The 18,183-nt window shown below is 40.0% G+C and carries 20 protein-coding genes; 15 read left to right on the forward strand and 5 right to left on the reverse strand.

Annotated elements, in window-relative coordinates; translation table 11 throughout:
- Positions 1-3: 3 nt before the first annotated feature.
- The 7 genes from OA91_RS17685 (at position 4) to OA91_RS17715 (ending at position 7,470) form a co-directional block, all read left to right on the forward strand.
- Complete coding sequence (locus OA91_RS17685; RefSeq protein WP_063339318.1) at positions 4-1,947, forward strand: heme lyase CcmF/NrfE family subunit; 1,944 nt, start codon at positions 4-6, stop codon at positions 1,945-1,947.
- A complete protein-coding gene (locus tag OA91_RS17690; RefSeq protein ID WP_231870400.1) occupies positions 1,944-2,477 on the forward strand; it encodes a DsbE family thiol:disulfide interchange protein in 534 nt (177 codons plus the stop codon). Before OA91_RS17685 ends, OA91_RS17690 begins: the two co-directional genes overlap by 4 nt.
- A complete protein-coding gene (locus tag OA91_RS17695; RefSeq protein WP_046015192.1) occupies positions 2,474-2,896 on the forward strand; it encodes a cytochrome c-type biogenesis protein in 423 nt (140 codons plus the stop codon). The genes OA91_RS17690 and OA91_RS17695 overlap by 4 nt, the downstream gene beginning before the upstream one ends.
- Positions 2,896-4,083 carry a c-type cytochrome biogenesis protein CcmI/CycH gene (locus OA91_RS17700; RefSeq protein WP_063339319.1) on the forward strand — a complete coding sequence of 396 codons (1,188 nt, stop codon included), beginning with the start codon at positions 2,896-2,898 and terminating at the stop codon, positions 4,081-4,083. The genes OA91_RS17695 and OA91_RS17700 overlap by 1 nt, the downstream gene beginning before the upstream one ends.
- Before the next feature lie 64 nt (positions 4,084-4,147).
- Positions 4,148-5,116, forward strand: a complete 969-nt coding sequence (gene zipA / locus OA91_RS17705) for a cell division protein ZipA (protein WP_063339320.1) — start codon at positions 4,148-4,150, stop codon at positions 5,114-5,116.
- 87 nt (positions 5,117-5,203) lie between these two features.
- Positions 5,204-7,234: an NAD-dependent DNA ligase LigA gene (gene ligA, locus OA91_RS17710; protein ID WP_063339321.1), complete on the forward strand. Its 2,031-nt coding sequence runs from the start codon at positions 5,204-5,206 to the stop codon at positions 7,232-7,234.
- Positions 7,234-7,470, forward strand: coding sequence for a YheU family protein (locus OA91_RS17715; RefSeq protein WP_046015196.1), 237 nt, complete (start codon positions 7,234-7,236; stop codon positions 7,468-7,470). Before ligA ends, OA91_RS17715 begins: the two co-directional genes overlap by 1 nt.
- A gap of 90 nt (positions 7,471-7,560) precedes the next feature.
- On the opposite strand, the gene cysE is transcribed toward OA91_RS17715, so the two are convergent.
- Positions 7,561-8,397, reverse strand: coding sequence for a serine O-acetyltransferase (cysE, locus tag OA91_RS17720; RefSeq protein ID WP_238326150.1), 837 nt, complete (start codon positions 8,395-8,397; stop codon positions 7,561-7,563).
- A gap of 110 nt (positions 8,398-8,507) precedes the next feature.
- Between cysE and OA91_RS17725 the strand changes: the two genes are divergently transcribed.
- Positions 8,508-8,846 (forward strand): hypothetical protein, encoded by a 339-nt coding sequence (locus OA91_RS17725; protein ID WP_046015197.1) that lies wholly within the window; start codon positions 8,508-8,510, stop codon positions 8,844-8,846.
- Positions 8,847-8,904: 58 nt separating this feature from the next.
- Here OA91_RS17725 and mnmC read toward each other — a convergent pair whose 3' ends face one another.
- Both mnmC and OA91_RS17735 read right to left on the reverse strand, forming a co-directional pair.
- A complete protein-coding gene (gene mnmC / locus OA91_RS17730; protein WP_082827997.1) occupies positions 8,905-10,887 on the reverse strand; it encodes a bifunctional tRNA (5-methylaminomethyl-2-thiouridine)(34)-methyltransferase MnmD/FAD-dependent 5-carboxymethylaminomethyl-2-thiouridine(34) oxidoreductase MnmC in 1,983 nt (660 codons plus the stop codon).
- Between the two features lie 21 nt (positions 10,888-10,908).
- On the reverse strand, positions 10,909-11,451 hold the full coding sequence (locus OA91_RS17735; RefSeq protein ID WP_063339322.1) for a peptidylprolyl isomerase: 543 nt from the start codon (positions 11,449-11,451) through the stop codon (positions 10,909-10,911).
- Between the two features lie 115 nt (positions 11,452-11,566).
- Between OA91_RS17735 and OA91_RS17740 the strand changes: the two genes are divergently transcribed.
- Complete coding sequence (locus OA91_RS17740; protein ID WP_063339323.1) at positions 11,567-11,860, forward strand: SelT/SelW/SelH family protein; 294 nt, start codon at positions 11,567-11,569, stop codon at positions 11,858-11,860.
- Between the two features lie 39 nt (positions 11,861-11,899).
- Here the strand turns inward: OA91_RS17740 and OA91_RS17745 are convergent, their stop codons facing one another.
- Together OA91_RS17745 and OA91_RS17750 are read right to left on the reverse strand one after the other, a co-directional pair.
- Positions 11,900-12,196 carry a YciI family protein gene (locus OA91_RS17745; protein ID WP_063339324.1) on the reverse strand — a complete coding sequence of 99 codons (297 nt, stop codon included), beginning with the start codon at positions 12,194-12,196 and terminating at the stop codon, positions 11,900-11,902.
- A 2-nt stretch (positions 12,197-12,198) separates the two neighbouring features.
- Positions 12,199-12,735, reverse strand: a complete 537-nt coding sequence (locus OA91_RS17750; RefSeq protein WP_046015201.1) for a septation protein A — start codon at positions 12,733-12,735, stop codon at positions 12,199-12,201.
- A gap of 66 nt (positions 12,736-12,801) precedes the next feature.
- Here OA91_RS17750 and OA91_RS17755 point away from each other — a divergent pair, with 66 nt between their 5' ends.
- The 6 genes from OA91_RS17755 to OA91_RS17780 all read left to right on the forward strand — a co-directional run bounded on the left by OA91_RS17755 (position 12,802) and on the right by OA91_RS17780 (position 18,174).
- Positions 12,802-13,653 carry a PHP domain-containing protein gene (locus OA91_RS17755; protein ID WP_063339325.1) on the forward strand — a complete coding sequence of 284 codons (852 nt, stop codon included), beginning with the start codon at positions 12,802-12,804 and terminating at the stop codon, positions 13,651-13,653.
- A 103-nt stretch (positions 13,654-13,756) separates the two neighbouring features.
- Positions 13,757-14,377, forward strand: coding sequence for an L-threonylcarbamoyladenylate synthase (locus OA91_RS17760; protein ID WP_046015203.1), 621 nt, complete (start codon positions 13,757-13,759; stop codon positions 14,375-14,377).
- Positions 14,378-14,507: 130 nt separating this feature from the next.
- A complete protein-coding gene (gene rluB, locus OA91_RS17765; protein WP_046015204.1) occupies positions 14,508-15,398 on the forward strand; it encodes a 23S rRNA pseudouridine(2605) synthase RluB in 891 nt (296 codons plus the stop codon).
- A 15-nt stretch (positions 15,399-15,413) separates the two neighbouring features.
- Entirely contained in the window at positions 15,414-15,869 is a 456-nt protein-coding gene (locus tag OA91_RS17770) for a DUF1499 domain-containing protein (protein ID WP_063339326.1), read from the forward strand.
- A 67-nt stretch (positions 15,870-15,936) separates the two neighbouring features.
- Positions 15,937-16,656, forward strand: coding sequence for a response regulator transcription factor (locus OA91_RS17775; protein WP_046015206.1), 720 nt, complete (start codon positions 15,937-15,939; stop codon positions 16,654-16,656).
- A gap of 114 nt (positions 16,657-16,770) precedes the next feature.
- Positions 16,771-18,174 (forward strand): ATP-binding protein, encoded by a 1,404-nt coding sequence (locus OA91_RS17780; RefSeq protein ID WP_231870401.1) that lies wholly within the window; start codon positions 16,771-16,773, stop codon positions 18,172-18,174.
- Positions 18,175-18,183: the final 9 nt, after the last annotated feature.

Raw genomic sequence — 18,183 nt, forward strand, 5'->3', positions numbered from 1 at the left:
TTCATGTTGCCTGAAATTGGTCACTTTGCGTTAATTCTTTCGCTATTCTTTGCATTAGCTTTATCTTTTGTTCCTATATTGGGATATATCAAAAAGCATAAGGTTTTAATGGCTTATTCGACACCCTTGACTCACGTGACGAGTTTGTTGGTGTTGTTCAGCTTTATTATTCTTTCATATAGCTTTGCTGTTGATGATTTCTCTGTTCTTTATGTTAGTCAGCATTCGAACAGCTTGCTCCCTTTCGTTTTTAAACTAAGTGCGGTTTGGGGGGGACATGAGGGGTCTTTACTCTTATGGGTTTTGATTCTTTGTGGCTGGTCATCTGCTGTTGCTTATAAAGGTAAAACGTTACCTGAAGATATTAGAGCCTTAGTTTTAGCGACACTAGGTATAGTAACCACAGGCTTCCTTGCTTTTCTATTGTTTACTTCATCTCCTTTTGTACGCCTTTTACCTGATATGCCGGCAGAAGGTGCCGACTTAAACCCTCTTTTACAAGATGTCGGCTTGATCATTCATCCACCTATGTTGTACATGGGGTATGTGGGTTTCTCTGTCGCTTTTGCTTTTGCTATCGCAGCGCTTATCTCTGGTAACTTAAACTCTTCTTGGGCTAGGTGGGCAAGACCTTGGACTTCAGTATCTTGGGCGTTTTTAACTCTAGGTATAGGTCTGGGTAGCTGGTGGGCTTATTATGAGCTTGGCTGGGGCGGCTGGTGGTTCTGGGACCCTGTTGAAAATGCGTCTTTCATGCCTTGGCTTGCGGGTACTGCATTGATTCACTCTCTTGCCGTGACAGAGAAACGGGGTGTATTTAAAAGCTGGACTGTGCTACTTGCTATCTTTACCTTTAGCTTAAGTTTATTAGGAACATTCTTAGTACGATCTGGTGTTTTAACATCAGTGCACGCATTTGCTGCAGACCCTACTCGTGGTGTATTTATTCTTGTCTTGCTTTTCTTATTTGTCGGTGGAAGTCTGCTTTTATATGCAATGCGCGCTGCAGATGTTAAATCGGATGTATCCTTTGGTATTACAGGAAGAGAAGCTGGGCTTTTAATCAACAACATAGTATTGGTAACTTTAACTTTAACTGTATTGCTAGGTACTTTATTCCCTCTATTGTTTGATGCTCTTGATATGGGGAAGGTATCGGTTGGCGCGCCTTACTTTAACAGTGTGTTTTCTCCTATCGCTCTAGTTTTAATGCTGGTTATGGCAATTGGACCTTTGCTGAAATGGAATCGTACTAAGTTGGATATCTTAATTAAGCAACTTATATTCCCTTGTATTTTGGCATGTGTGCTTACTGGTATTACCTTAATCTGGCAGAAATTTGAATGGATTACACTGGTTAGTTTGTTTGTTGCTTATTGGGTGCTTTTATTAACCCTGATTGATTGGGCGTCAAAGCTTGGCAATGTAGGCTCAAGTTGGTGGCAAAGAGCGAAAAAATTACCTCGTAACTATTATGGAATGTTGATTGCGCATTTAGGGATGGCAGTAAGTTTAATTGGTATTTTATTTGTGAGTGTACAAAGCCAAGAAGAAATGGTTCGTATGGCGCCAAATGACAGTGTGACCCTATCTGGTTATGAGTTTGTTTTTAATGGTGTTTCTCAGGTACAAGGTCCTAACTATGTTGCAGATAGGGCTAATATTTCAATCTTTAAAGATGGTCAGCAAGTTGCTTCATTAGCACCCGAAAAGCGTGTTTATCAAGCGCGAACTCAAATGATGACAGAAGCTTCAATTGATGCGGGCTTATTTCGTGACCTTTACCTTTCTTTAGGTGAGCAATTAGAGGGTGATACTTGGGGTTTAAGGGTTCATGTAAAACCTTTTGTTCGTTGGATTTGGTTAGGTGGTATCTTAATGATGATAGGTGGTTTCCTATCAGCAATGGATAAGCGTTATAGAAAAGTAGCAGGAGCGACAATATGAGTGAGGGTAAAAACAGTAAAATGAAAAAAGTAGCGTTATTTTTACCTTTTTTAGTTTTTGCTTTATTAGCTGGTGTTTTCTTTTCTCAGCTAGGTAAAGACACTCAATATATGCCTTCTGCATTAATTGGTAAAACCTTGCCCGATTTCTCATTAGTGAGTCTTGAAACGAACGAGGTAATGAATAAGAAGGACCTTGGTGAGCAAGGTTTTTTAATTAACTTTTGGGGGACTTGGTGCCCTGCTTGTAGTTTTGAGCATGATTATCTGATGAAGCTTGCTTCCGAAGGCATAGATATCGTCGGTATTGACTATAAAGATGAAACCACTGCTGCAATAAAGTGGCTGGATGAAAAGGGAGATCCCTATTCTGTCGTTTTGCTTGATGAATTAGGAAATTTTGGCATTGATATGGGAGTGACAGGAGCACCTGAAACTTTTGTGGTTAATGCCGAGGGCATAGTGACATATCGTCATCAAGGTATTGTTAATGAGCAAGTGTGGCAAGAAATGAAGGGCTATTTGAAATGATAAGTTTACGTTTTTTAAGCATTGTTCTATTGGCTTTATTTAGCTTTTCTGTAAGTGCTGAAGCTGAAAAAGTATTGAATTTTAAATCTGAAGTTGATCAAGTTCGATACCATGATCTGATCAGTGAACTACGCTGTCCTAAATGCCAAAATCAGAACTTAGCAGACTCTAATGCACAAATTGCTATTGATTTACGTACCCATGTTTATGACATGGTTAACGATGGTACCAGCGACACTGAAATCCTAGCTTATATGGTGGCAAGGTATGGTGAGTTTGTTTTATACAGCCCGCAAAAAAAAGGTGTTAATTTTATTCTCTGGTATGGACCCTTTATTATTTTAGGGGTTGGTTTAATTGGGTTTATTTTGGTCATTCGTAGAAATGCTAAACGAAGAAAACAGAGGACGAAAGGCTAATGCTTAGTTGGATTTTGATGGGGGCAATTTTAGTATTGTCACTTACTTATGTTGCCTATTATGTTAAACAAACCATGTCTGAAGATGCAGAATCTGACTTGGTTAACTTCTCCAAAGTAAGGGCTGCTGAGATAGATGAAGAGTGTCAGTCAGGTCGAATTAGTGATGCGGAAGCCAGTGTATTAAAAGCGGATTTAGCAACAGAAATAAGTCTAGCTTCTGAACCTGCTAATAATCTAGGTAGAAAATTCACCCAAGATTCAGGGCGATTACCTAGCCAAATGTTTGCTCTCATACTTGTTACGGCAACACTTGGATCGGTTGCTCTATATCAGTATCTAGGTTTTTCAAAAGAAGTGATTTTTACTGAAAGAATGCAGCAGGGTAGCATTACCCAAGAGGGGATGAGTGATTTTTTACTTTATCGTGCAGAAAAGAATCAAAGACCTCAAGACTGGTTTTTTGTTGCTCAAGACAAGGTAAGTCAGCAGGATTATTTAGGGGCTCAATTTGCTTTTGAGCAAGCTCTAAAGAACCCGCCAGAAGACCCAAATGATGTGATGGTGATTCTAACTGAATATGCTCAGAGTATTTTCTTTGCTAATCAAAGAAAGGTCGACCCTAAACTTGAGTCTGTGATTGCTCAGATACTCGCAATTGATGCGAATAATTCTACTGCTCTAGGTCTACAGGGGATTATTGAGTTTGATCGTGGAGCTTATAGAGAAGCGGTATTGGTCTGGCAGCAAGCAATAAAATTTGGTGCTAGCATTGCCGAGAGAGAAGGTCTTCTTCAAGGGATACAGCAAGCGCGAGAAATCGGTGGTATTACACAAGAGCAAGTACCTAGCTTGATTAGTCATAAGATTAAACTAAGTTTTAGCATAGAAAATCCTGAGAAATTAACCGCAGATGCTGTTTTTCTTGTATATGCTAAGTTGCCTTTGAGACCTATGCCAATAGCAATAAAACGCTTGAGGCAAGACGCTTTGTTATCACAAGTTGAGCTGACTAATCTAGATAACCTTATGCCAGGTATGACACTGGCCGAAGCTCAAAAGGTTGATTTAGTTGTAAAATTAGCGAGTTCTAGTGATCAAGATCTGACTAAAGGCTTAGAAATTGCTAAATTAAAGGATGTTTTAGTAAATCAGAACAAAGTTTTTCATATCTCTATCGAGTTGTAATTGCAACTGATGGGACTTAGCTTGATAATATCATTAACTTTATTGATGTAAGTCGGAATAAATAATGGAATTTAGCTTACGCGAATGGCTAATCTTAATCGGTGTGATCATTATTGTAGTGATCTTAGTTGATGGATTTCGAAGATATAAAAAATCGCAAAAATTTGATGAAGCAGATGACGAAGATTATGTTGATCAGGACATGCTTCTGAAAGAAGCTATGTTAAGACGGGAGCTGCCTAATGGTGGTGCTCGTGCTTCTTCTGATCCTGTTAAAAATGCTTTTCAAAATGCCAAACAAACAGTGAATGCTCCTTTAACGGATCTACCCCACAAGGTTGACGCTGGGCCTGAAATAGATAAAGCGGATGATTTACAGTTTGATGAGTTAGCTTCTTTGGTTCCAGAAAGAATGAACTCCGAAGCTGATAGTCAAAAAGACTACTCAGACATACCTGATGAAGCTGAATCTTTCGCTCAAGAAAGTGATTATTCTGAAGACAGTTTCGAGCGTCAATATTCAAATGTTGATGTTAGCCAAGTAACGCCACATGGCACAGCTGATGCGCTTGAAGATGACGAATTCGATGCTGAAATTGAAGAAGTGATTGTCATTAATGTTTTTGCTGCAGAGGATAAACCATTCATTGGCATGGAGCTATTACAGCTGGTACTTAATTGCGGCATGCGTTACGGCGATATGGACATTTTCCACCGTCATGAAGATGGTTTTGATCAAGGAAAGGTTCAGTTCAGTATGGCTAATGCTGTTGAGCCTGGAACCTTTAATTTGGATACCATGGGTGATAATACATCCCCAGGTGTAAGCTTCTTTATGGGGCTGCCTGGCCCTAAAAATAGCATGAGAGCGTTTGACTTTATGCTAGAAACTGCGCAAACCTTGGTACGTAACCTTGATGGTGAGTTGCGTGATGAAAGACGCACTATCATGAGCGAGCAAAGTATCGAGCATTGCCGTCAGCGTATTCGTGATTTTGAACGTCGCCGCTTAATGCGTGTAAAAAGTAATTAGCCTCTTTTATGGCCCTTATCTTGTGATAAGGGCCATAATAACCTTTCAGCTTTACCCTTATCTCACTTCTAAAAAGAGTTACCCATAATGTCAGATCCTATTGCCGTTCAAATTAGCGAGCTTGTAACCCGTTTAAATGACTACAGCTATGCTTATCATGTTAAAGATGAGCCTAAAGTATCTGATGCTGAGTATGATCTTGATTATCAAGCTTTAGTCGCCCTAGAAAAGCAATCTCCTGAGTTGATACAAGCTGACTCACCTACACAAAGAGTGGGTGAAAAGCCTGACAGTGGCTTTCAAACAGTTGCTCATACCGTTCCAATGCTTTCTCTTGATAACGCCTTTAGTGATGAGCAGCTTGATGAGTTTGAGCAAAGATTATTTAAACTAATAGGTACTCAAACAATCAGTTATTGTTGTGAGCCTAAGCTTGACGGATTGGCGATAAGCCTTAGATATGAAGAGGGTGTTCTGGTAAGAGGCTTAACACGAGGTGATGGTGTTTCAGGTGAAGATATAACCTCAAACATTAAGACCATAGGCTCTATACCACTTAAACTTAGAACTCAAACACCACCGCCCGTATTAGAAGTTCGTGGTGAAATATATATGCCTAAGGCTGGTTTCGAAGCCCTGAATAAGCAAGCAGAAGAAAAGGGTGAGAAAGCCTTTGTTAACCCAAGAAACGCAGCAGCAGGTAGCTTGAGGCAGCTTGACCCAAGTATTACAGCTAAACGACCTTTGGTTTTATGTGCTTACTCAATTGGCCATACCGAAGGCTGGACCCAGCCTGATAGTCACTATGATTCTTTGACCTTGATGTCTGAGTGGGGGTTTAAAACCAACCCTTTAATGGAGAAGGTGAGCAGCATTAAGGGCTGCATGGAATACTATCAACGTCTTTCCGTGTTACGTCCAGATCTTACTTACGATATTGATGGTATTGTTTATAAAGTAGATTCTCTAAGCCTACAGCAAGAGTTAGGTTTTATTGCTAGGGCCCCTCGCTGGGCAATTGCCAGAAAGTTTCCAGCGGAAGAGGCAATTACTCAAATTTTAGAGGTTGATTTTCAAGTTGGCAGAACTGGCGCCATTACACCTGTTGCGCGTTTGGATCCAGTGTTTGTCGGTGGTGTAACAGTATCCAATGCAACCTTGCATAATAAGGACGAAATTAATCGTCTTGGTGTTAAGGTGAAAGACTTCGTCAGTATCCGACGTGCAGGAGATGTTATACCTCAAGTAGTGAAAGTCATTCATGAGAAGCGAGATGAGCATACTCTTGATGTTGTGTTTCCTGAAGTGTGTCCTATTTGTCAATCTGAACTAGAGCAAGTGACAGGCGAAGCGGTTATTCGTTGTACCGGTGGCCTTGTATGTGCGGCTCAGCGAAAGGAAGCGTTAAAGCATTTTGTATCCCGTAAAGCGATGGATATTGATGGCTTAGGAGACAAACTAATTGAGCAGTTAGTTGATTTAGCGTTTATTAAAACCCCTGTTGATATTTACACATTATCAGAGAAAAAAGAGCAATTGTTAGCACTTGAGCGCATGGGGGAGAAGTCTGTTGAAAAGCTATTAACCTCTATTGAAACATCAAAACAAACAGAATTTCATCGCTTTATCTATGCATTAGGTATTCGAGAAGTCGGTGAGGCGACGGCGAGAACATTAACTAACCACTTTAAAACGTTAGATAAAATTATCGAAGCAAATACAGACAGTCTAGTAAAAGTAGATGATGTAGGCCCAATTGTTGCTCAGCATTTAAGGCGCTTCTTTTATAAAGAATCTAATCGAGAGATGGTTAATTCCTTACTTGATGTTGGCGTTTATTGGCAAGAGAAGGAAGTGTCATCTGATACAGGTTCACAACCTTTAGCAGGTCTTACTTATGTCGTTACGGGTACTCTCACAGCACTGAAAAGAGATGAAGTTAAAGATAAACTTATTTCATTAGGCGCTAAGGTAAGTGGGTCTGTTTCAGCTAAAACACATTGCTTGATTGCTGGTGAAAAAGCGGGTTCTAAGTTAACGAAAGCTCAAGACCTAGGGATACAAATTCTTGATGAAGCTGGTATGTTGGCTTTGCTTGAAGAGCATGGGGTAGCTTAATGGATACTCTCATTCCTTTTGATTCATTAGAAACTGAAACACTTAACAATATTCTGGTTGAAGTGGTGACACGAGATGGTACTGACTATGGTAATTACGATGTGTCATTAGAGCAAAAATGCCAGCAAGCTCATTTGATGCTCAAAAACCAGCAAGCCTTTTTAGTCTTTGATACAGAGAGTGAAACGATTAAGCTTGTGAGTCGTGATCAGATGTCACAATATGATATGGATTAGCTGTTATGACGGAAGTAAGTATTTACTTCCGTCATATGATTCAAATAATTTTTTGAATACAAAGTAGTTAAATCAACTTATCTAGATAAACTATTTACATTCACCTGAAGGTGTACGAACACAATGGTTAATATTGTGGTCCATTCCTAATGCTGGCTCCGCTTCTGTATTACGGCCAACTTCTTTCGCTGGAACGCCTGCAACCGTTGTGTGTGCTCTTACTGCTTCAAGAACAACGCTACCTGCTCCGACTTTCGCGCCTTCGCCAACTTCAATATTACCCAAAATTTTAGCGCCAGCGCCAATGAGTACACCTCGTCTAATTTTTGGATGGCGATCACCATGTTGTTTACCTGTTCCACCTAAGGTGACAGACTGAAGGATAGAAACATTATTTTCTATCACACAGGTTTCACCGACCACTAAGCCTGTGGCATGATCAAGCATGATACCTGAACCAATTTTTGCTGCTGGATGGATATCAACTCCAAACGCAATCGACATCTGGCCTTGTAAATACAGTGCTAAACTTTCTCTGCCATTATTCCACAGCCAATGGGCAACACGGTAAGTTTGAAGTGCATGAAAGCCTTTGAAAAAGAGTAAAGGTGTCGTCAATGACTCGCACGCCGCATCTCGATCCGGTATGGCTAAAATGTCATTTTCAATATCTTTGACTATGCCCGACTCTGGATCTGAGAAGGCTTCTTGAATAACTTCCCTTAACACCAGAGCTGGTACTGAGATACTATCCAATTTGCTGGCGAGTAAAAAACTCAAAGCACAGCTTAAAGAATCATGCCTTAGTATGGTAGTGTTAAATAAACTGGCTAGAATCGGTTCACCCTGTGCTAATTGTTTGGCCTCATCTTTTAAAGATGACCATAAATTGCTTGATGTCACAGAGGATGTTGTTGAATGGCTCAAGATCTGTCTACCTATTTGAATTTGAAGCTAGAATGAAGCTTAATATGGGTAGAATGTAACAAAACAAGGGGGAGTGCAATGATTGCTGCTTCACCTAAGTTGGAGAGAATATGACTATTAAGACTGTTGCAGATGCTTTGCATGTGTTTTACGAATTAAACAGTGAGTTTTCTAATGCTTATTGGGAAATGAATGAAATCAATAATAAGGATATGTTTTTTGCAATGAAATGCATGTTGCAAGATGAACTTGATGAATTGCATAAACTAAGCATGCAGGATCATGAGTATCCATATGAAGTAATTAACCCAGTTGTACTGAATCTAAGTGTTAAACTGAGAAAACTTTTGCCTAAACTAGATACTGTTGTGTTTAGAACAGAAACTTTAAATAATTTAGAAAGGTTGATTCCTTTAGCTTGTGAGCTATTTGAAAGCAAAGTTAATTAAAAGATAGTCAGCTGATCATATAAAAGCGCTTATGTTATTAACATAAGCGCTTTTTTTATTATTGGCCTTTTTTTAAGCTTCTTGTAAGGAATCTAGCGGGATGAATGACATTTTCAATTTGCCTCTCATATACCGAAGTTTCACCAAGAATTAAATTAGCTAAATACTCTCCCGATAGAGGGGTTGAGATGAGCCCGCGAGATCCGTGGCCCATATTAATGTATAAGCCTGACAGGTTTTCAACAATCTGATCTGTTTTCCATTTAGCATTTTTTGATAGTGCTTTATATGCTTGTTTAAATGCTTCTTGGTCAGGAATAGGGCCAACGATTGGTGCATAATCAGCAACCGTACAACGAAAGGATACTCTTCCGCTGCAATCAGTGTCTCTTGCTAGCCAATCATGCTCAGGTAAAAGCTCAGAGAGCTTTTTAAGGTTGCTTTGATGGTCAGCTAAAGTGACGTCTGTGCTGGTATCGCTCAACCCGTAAGAAGAACCAAAATTGAGCACATTATTTATTGCAGGAGAGACATAACCTGTCTGACAAAGCACTTTTTCTAGGTTTAAAGGCTCCGTTAGAGAAAGTGCAGATACTTGGCCTCTTATTGCTTTTGTGGGCAGAGAGATAAAGCGATCAACTATTTCTTTATGGTTTGCTGTGCATAAAATTAGAGTATTTGCTCTTTGTGTTTTGGTGCCACCCTCTTGAGAGAGCTTAGCTCTGACTTCCCAACCACCATTAGTTTGTTTTAGATCTGTTAATTCATGATTACCACGGAATTGAATGTTTTCATGTTGAATCAGTTGTTGGCACCATTTTTTAGGGCATACCCAGCCAGAAAGAGGTAAGTAAATTGCTCTGTTTTTCGCCGGTTCGACGATACTTTTAGGGTATAGACCTTGATGAATAAGCTTATCGAATTTAGCTGCTTCATTATCATTGGTCGGTCTTTGTTCTAGGCCTGTTTGTTGCCAAATACCTTTGTTATCTGTTCCAAGCTGGTTAAGTTCTCTATTAGCATATAAGTAAGAGCTGAGGTAAAAACGATTGATGCCAGTATCTTGACTGGCTAGTTTGGGGTATAGCATGCCTTGAGCATTGCCTGAGGCTTCTTCTGCAACATTTTTGTGTGAATCCCACACCTCCACATGCAATCCCTTATTTGCCAGTGCTCTTGCTGTATGGCAGCCAGCAAGCCCCGCTCCAATAATGAGTATTTTTTCAGAGGGAGCTTTGACAGGTCTGTTGCTAAACCAAGCAAGCCCTTCAGTTTGGCGTTGAGCATAGTTCAGTGTCTGCTGGTCTAGTTTTCCGATTGCCATCTCTCGTTTGTGACCAAAGCCTTTTACTTTGTTAACCTCAAAACCAATAGACTTAAGTCCTCGACGGACTATGCCTGCAGCGGTAAAGGTAGAAAAAGTAGAGCCTGTTTTACTGAGCCGCTTTATTTGCTGGAAAAGGGCTTCATTCCACATTTCGGGATTCTTGCTAGGTGCAAAGCCATCTAAAAACCAAGCATCAACATCAGCATTCATGCTGGCAAAGCCATCGGCGGCTTCACCAAAATATAAGCTTAATTGCACTCGACCTTGATCAAGTTCTATTCTGTGTAGACCTTTGCACAAGGTTGGATATTTGGTGATTAGCTCTTCTGATAAGTGGCTTAATGTTGGCCAAATGCTTAAAGCATTTGTTAGCATTTCTTTTGTCAGAGGGTACTTTTCGACTGAAATAAAATGTAGGCGTTTATGCTCAAAGCCGATTTTGTCTTGCTGGTAAAGCTCTTGCCAGAGTAACCAAGCGCACAGGAAGTTCAAGCCTGTACCAAAACCAGTTTCCGCAATTGTAAAGCTGTTTGGATTTGGTGATAGAGCGAGCTCCAGCCACCTTTCTTTTAGCTGATTGTGTTGTAGAAAAACATAATTAGTTTCATCTAGACCTGATTTTTGGTCAAAATAGATATCGTCAAATTGGTTTGAGCGGGGAACACCATCAGCACCCCAAGAAAGTTGAGGTGCTTCAATTTTATAGCTTTTCAAGCCGAGTTAACCTTTTATCTGTTAGTTACGAGTAATGCTTTCAATAATGACTGGGGTTTGCGGCACATTCTGATATGGCCCAACATTTCCAGTTCGCTGGGCTGCAATTTTATCAACAACATCCATGCCATTAAGTACCTTGCCAAATACGGTATAACCATAGCCATTTACCCCATGGTTAAGAAAAGGGTTGGATACATGGTTAATGAAGAATTGAGAGGTTGCACTGTTTGGATTTGATGTTCTTGCCATTGCAAGAGTGCCTCTATCATTAAATAGACCGTTTTGACCTTCGTATGGAATCGGCTTTTTACTTTTCTTTTGTGCTAAATCTTTAGTGAAGCCACCGCCTTGAATCATAAAGCCTGACATAACACGATGAAAAATAGTGCCTGAGTAATAACCTTCATCAACATAGGCTAGGAAGTTTTGCACTGTAATAGGGGACTCATTGTCGTACAACTCTACTTCAATGTTGCCTAAATTAGTCGAGATATTTACTTGTGTTGCAAAGGCAGACAAGCTTGATAGAGTGATGAACAAGAAGCAAATAAGCTGTTTCATAGATAGAATCTTCCTTATAAAATTTGCTTTATACTAGTGATTCGGCTCTCTTGAGCCAATAGCTTAAGTTGAATTTAAAAGAATTAATGATGAATTTTGATGTAAATGGTGATGCATGCGAAATGTCGAAGTAGAAATTGAGTACTGTACCTTGTGTCGTTGGATGTTACGTGCAGCATGGTTATCACAAGAATTGTTGTCGACTTTTGATGAGGACATAAAAAGTGTGAAGCTGATTCCTGTTCAAGGTGGGATATTCAAAGTTAGAGCCAATGGTGAAGAAATCTGGTGCCGCAAGCAAGAAGATGGGTTTCCTGATGCAAAAGCATTGAAGCAGAGGTTAAGGGATTTAATTGACCCAGAAAGGGATCTTGGTCATCTAGACAAACATAAAAAAGCCCAACAATAGTTAGGCTTTAGTTAGGCTTTTTTATTTAGTTAGAAGCTTTTAGAAAACCTGTTTAAAGGGTTTTACTGCGACAGATTGATAAACGCCTGCTTCTAGGTAGGGGTCTGCATCTGCCCAGTTTTGTGCACTTGCAAGGCTGTCAAATTCAGCAACCACTAAACTGCCACTAAAGCCAGCATCGCCAGGATCGTTACTATCAATTGCAGGATGAGGTCCAGCAAGAACTAAGCGGCCTTCATTACGAAGCGTTTGTAAGCGTTCAAGGTGGGCAGGTCTTGCTGCTTGCCTTCCTGCTAGGCTATTTTCAACGTCTTGGCTAATAACAGCGTAAAGCATGTTTAATCCTTATTTTGAATGTGTGAGGACAGGTAAATACCTTGAATAATAACAAAAACAAAGGTTAAACCTAGTAGACCAAATAGTTTGAAGTTAACCCAAATTTCTTCGCTGAATTGGAAGGCGACATATAAGTTTAATGTGCCAGACACAAGAAAGAAGCCAACCCAAGCAAGGTTTAGGGTACGCCAAACTTTAAAAGGAAGTTGGATCTTTTCTCCCATCATACGTTGCATAATGTTTTTCTGGCCAACAAATTGGCTACCAAAAAATACAACAGCGAATAACCAATTAACTATGGTTGGTTTCCATTTGATAAAGTCGCCGTCACCAAACAAAATTGTCGCGCCACCTAATAAAATCACGAGAACAAGTGACACCAGGTGCATTTTTTCAACAGTTTTATGTTTAACCCAGTTGTAACCAACTTGAATAATTGTCGCAGGAATAAGAACGGCTGTCGCCATGATTAAATCTCCTGTGTACTTGTACACAGCGAAGAAGATAATGATGGGTAAAAAGTCGAATAAAATTTTCATATAAAAACCAAATTATGTATGCTGGAAGCATAATACCTATCTATAGACCCAAAGAACAAGAGAGACATGCAAGAGTCTTTATTACATCGTCGAATCGATTTACATACCCATTCAACCTGTTCGGATGGAATGTTAACACCTACTGAGCTTTTAACTAAAGCGAAAGAACAGAATATAGAAGTCTTCTCATTAACCGATCATGACACTTTAACTGGGCTACAAGAGGCGCAAACCGCCGCGGATAAGCTTGGGATTAAACTTGTTCCAGGTGTAGAACTCTCTGTCCAGTGGTCAGGGATTCCGTTGCATATGGTGGTTCTTGGATTTGATAAAGAAAATGATGTTTTAACCTCTATTGTTGAGAAAAACCAAGAAACGCGATTAGAAAGAGCGAAACGTATTGCTCAATTATTGGTTAAACAAGGCTTACCAGATTTATATGAAAAGGCTGTGCTAGAAGCTGGTCCCAGTCAAATCGGCAGGCCTCATTTTGCTAGGGTGATGGTCAGAGAGGGGCTGGTGAAAGATGAGAATAAAGCCTTTGATCAATATTTAGGTAACAAGCGTTTAGGTAAATTACGCGATGTTTGGCCAGCCCTTGAAGAAGTCGTTCCTGATTTAGCTAAAACATCCTGTGATCTGGTGATGGCTCATCCTAAACGCTACCCTCTTACATTAACTAAGCTAAGACGCTTAATGACTCTCTTTTCTGAACTTGGAGGGAATGCAATGGAAGTGTCTTCTGGTAATGAAAACCCACAAAGTGTGCGTCTCCTAGAGACCATTAGTCGAGACCTAGGCTTGTCTGTCTCGGTTGGTAGCGACTTTCATGGACCATATGGGCCTTGGTGTGAGGTTGGAAAGTTCACTTCAATTCAAGAAGCTAGCCTAAATCCTCTTTGGCATAAATGGCTTTAAATATTAGTCTGATGATTTAAATCGGATTTTGCTTCATTATTAGGCTAGTATCTAATTGATGTCTAAATATTTTCTCAAGGAATGAGGCGGGAGAGATTAAATCATGAGTCAATTTTTTCAGATCCACCCTGATAACCCGCAAGCGAGATTGATTCGTCAAGCGACGGACATTATTCGTAATGGCGGGGTCATTGTTTATCCTACTGATTGTGGTTATTCCTTGGGTTGCCATATAGGTGACAAAGCCGCTTTGGATCGAATTCGTCAAATTAGGCGTTTAGATGATAAGCACAATTTTACGCTTGTTTGTAAAGACTTATCTGAAATTTCAACCTATGCACGTTTCGACAATAGGCTTTATCGTTTATTAAAGCATCACACGCCAGGGCCTTATACCTTTATCTTTGGGGCGACTTCTGAAGTACCAAGACGTCTATTGCATCCTAAGCGTAAGACAATAGGTATCCGAATCCCTGAAAACAAAATTGTACAGGCTTTATTAGATGAATTAGGTGAGCCTATTATGAGCTCGTCTCTTATCCTGCCTAATGAAACCATGCCAATGATGGATCCTTATGACATTCGCGATACTTTACAGCATCAATTAGATCTAGTAATTGATGGCGGATACTGTGGAATGGAGCCAACAACCGTGATTAAAATGGATGTTGATGATATGGCAGTGCTGCGCCAAGGGGCAGGAGATGCAAGCGCTTTTATTTAATTACATTTGATCACTTGGTATTAAAGGGCTTGCCGCTTATAATGCGCCCAATTGCATTGGTTTTGCATGACACACAGAATTTGAATTTTAGTAAGAAGGTTGCTGAGAAGCATTCCAAAAAGAGGTCGTAATGGACGAGAAGTTACAAAAAGTATTAGCACGTGCTGGACAAGGCTCACGCCGTGAAATGGAAACGCGTATTCGAGAAGGTCGTGTTCTAGTTAATGGTGAAGTTGCCACTTTAGGCGACAGAGTAAAGGTGACTGATAACATCAAGCTTGATGGTTATGAAGTAAAAGTCACTGAAGCCGGTGCTAGTCGTAGAGTTATTATCTATAACAAGCCAGAAGGTGAAGTCTGTACTCGTAAAGACCCAGAGGGGCGCCCGACAGTATTTGATAAGTTGCCTAAATTGAAAGGTGAACGTTGGATTGCTGTTGGTCGTCTTGATATTAATACGTCTGGATTGTTGTTATTTACGACAGATGGTGAATTAGCAAACAAATTGATGCATCCATCAACAGAAATTGATCGTGAATACCTAGTGCGCGTTATGGGTGAAATCAATGATGATCATATTGAAACCTTGAAGAAAGGGGTTTTGCTTGATGATGGCATGGCGAAATTTACTGATATTGTTGATGGTGGTGGTGAAGGTATTAACCGTTGGTTCTACGTCTGTGTTATGGAAGGCCGTAACCGTGAGGTAAGACGCTTATGGGAATCACAAGGGGTTAAGGTAAACCGATTGAAGCGTGTTCGTTTTGGGCCTGTTTTCTTGCCATCAAAAGCCAAAATGGGCCGCAGTGTTGAGATGGATGAGGCAGAAGTAAACGGCCTTTGTGATCTTGTTGGTTTGTCTCATGGTGCTGTGAAGCCTAAAACTCAGCAGCAAAAGTCTGATGCGAAGCGCCTTAAAGGTAAGTCTATGGGAGCTCGTAAGCCTAAAGGCTTTGATTGGCAGTCTTCAGATAAGCCTGAATTTAAACCTAAAAAATCAGGTAAGCGTACTTTTAGATAATGGAATAGGAATTTTATGATGCGTTGGTTGGTTATATTATTAATTAGTTTAGTGGTTGCAGCTATTGTTTATATCAATATGAATAATGGTACTCCTGAAGAACTAGGTGTGACTAATGGACAATTAAAAGTTTGTCCCGAGTCCCCCAACTGCGTATCTAGTTTGTCTGATATAAGTGACGAGCAACATTTTATTGAAGCGATTAGCTATCAAATGAGCCGTCCGAAAATGCAGCTAGCGCTAGAAAAGTACCTACTTTCAACTTCTAAGTATCGTATTGTAAAAAGTGAATTAGGTTACCTGCATACGGAAGTGGAAAGTGATTTAATTGGTTTTATTGATGATATTGAGTTTTATTTACCTAAAGACGAAAATATTATTCATATTAGATCTGCATCTCGTGTTGGTTTTTCTGATTTCGATGTTAATCGAAACCGAGTTAGACAAATCAGCGCGGCTCTTGTAAAGTAATTTGGTATGTTAAACATGGACTTAACTTAGGTTTGAGTCATTAAAATATTGTGGATGAGGGCTGGCAATGAGCGCCGAAGAAAGTCAATCAATTCTAATCGTAGAAGATGATGAGAGATTAGCGTTACTCACCAAGGAATATTTACAAAAGAATGGTTATCAAGTCGATGTGGAAGCTGACGGAAGTCGAGCAATCACTCGAATTATTGAAACCCAGCCATCCTTAGTGATCTTAGATTTAATGCTTCCTGGAGCTGATGGTTTTACTGTATGTCGTAGTGTAAGAGAAGGTTATAAATCACCTATTCTTATGCTGACAGCGCGTAGTGACGATGTGGACCAAATTCTAGGTTTAGAAATTGGTGCTGATGATTACGTGTCTAAACCGGTAAAACCGAGAGTACTGCTTGCTAGGGTTCAATCATTACTACGTCGCAGTGTAATGGATGTCGGCAAGCAAACAGGTGGAAGCCAAGGTGAGCAGAATCTAACCTTTGGGCCACTTGTCATAGACAACACACGTCGTGAAGCTTGGGTGCACGGTGAAGAAATTGAACTAACCAGTGCTGAGTTCGACCTGTTATGGTTGTTGGCAAGCAATGCTGGACGTATTTTAAGCCGTGAAGAAATTTTTGGCGAATTACGTGGTATTGAATACGACGGACAAGATCGTTCTGTTGATGTGAGAATCTCACGTATTCGATCTAAAATTGGTGATGACCCTGTTCATCCTAGAAGGATTAAAACAATTCGTAGCAAGGGCTACTTATTTGTTAAAGAAGTCTAGAGGCTTATGCGTCCTGAGTTCTGGCGCTTATACCGCCATTTAATCTTTGGAAGTATACTGGTAATTCTTACTAGTATACTTTTTTTGCTTTTTTCGAGTGTTCAGCGTAATACATTGTTAGCTCAAAGTAATGTATGTGCTGATGCTGAAATTAGCTTGGCCATGGGGTTACATGGCATTCCTTTACAAACTCCTAATGACTCTCAATTTGATCTCAGTTCTTTGAGTGATAAAACATTCTCAGATGAAGATATTAAAGAAATTATTCAAAACAAAAAAATCATTACCTCTTCCCTTGGTATTTCGAGTCTAGTCTTACCTGATCTTGCGCAGACAGCTGAAATAAAAAGCACCAGAGATGATAATATTCTTCCAATTACTCGTTTGTTCTCTCAGTTCTTACAAACGCCTCATATTAGTGAAGCTAAAAAACTGAGTATGATTGATTGGATGGAATGTGTGCAAATTAGCCCTTTTGAACAGGCCAAGCCGCCACTAGCGAGTAATTTTGCTCACGTTTTTATTCAAGGTGAGGGTTTTGCTTATTTGTGGCAATTAGCTGATAAACGTGTCTTCCAAGTCTCTATTGTATATAAGCGCTATTACCAAACTGCGATTATTATTACGATAGTGTCAATTGCTATGTTGATTATGCTGGTTTTTGTTTGGAAAGAGTTTTCTTCGCTCGAAAATCGCCGTAAGAGTTTTGAGAACTTTACCCGAAAAATTGCGCAAGGTAATGGTCGAATCCCAGATGAGATTCCAGATGGTAGTGGTGCTTTAAAGGAGTTAGCCTATTCTTTTGATTCTATGTCATCCCATATACAAAGGCTGCTTAAAGTTCAGAGGGAAATGATAAACGCTATTTCTCATGAACTTAGAACACCTATCGCCAGATTACGCTTTGGTTTAGAAGTAATAAAGGACGAAGTAGATCAAGATAACCTGATGACAATAGAAGCATTAGAAGGTGATGTTGAAGAGCTTAATACTCTGGTTGATGAGGTGCTTACTTATGGTAAGTTAGAGCAGGGGTCTTTAAATCTTCATTTTGAAGATACGAACATACGTCAGCTTGTTGATGGTGTGTTACAGCATAATTCATTACTTCTTTCTCACCTTAAAGTTGAGGTTGCCTTTAGTGAAGATGAGTCCGGTGTCTTAGCAGATGCACACCACATGCACAGGGCATTGCAAAACTTAATTCTGAATGCTGCTAAATATGCTAACACCAAGGTGAGTGTTGTTTTTCATCAAGATGCAGAGCGTTGGCAAGTTGATATCGAAGATGATGGCTCAGGCATCCCACTAGAAGATAGAGATAAAGTATTTATCCCATTTCAACGTTTAGATAATAGTCGCACACGAGCATCTGGTGGATATGGCTTAGGTCTTGCTATCGTACAGCGTATAGCTTTTTGGCATGGAGGCGCTGTGCTGGTGGATGAATCAGAGCTTGGAGGGGCTAAGTTTAGTTTTATCTGGTCTCGTAATCAGCATAAGAACACACTGTCATAGTGTTACTAG

Source organism: Marinomonas sp. SBI8L (assembly GCF_001624705.1).
In the GTDB taxonomy this organism is placed as follows: domain Bacteria; phylum Pseudomonadota; class Gammaproteobacteria; order Pseudomonadales; family Marinomonadaceae; genus Marinomonas.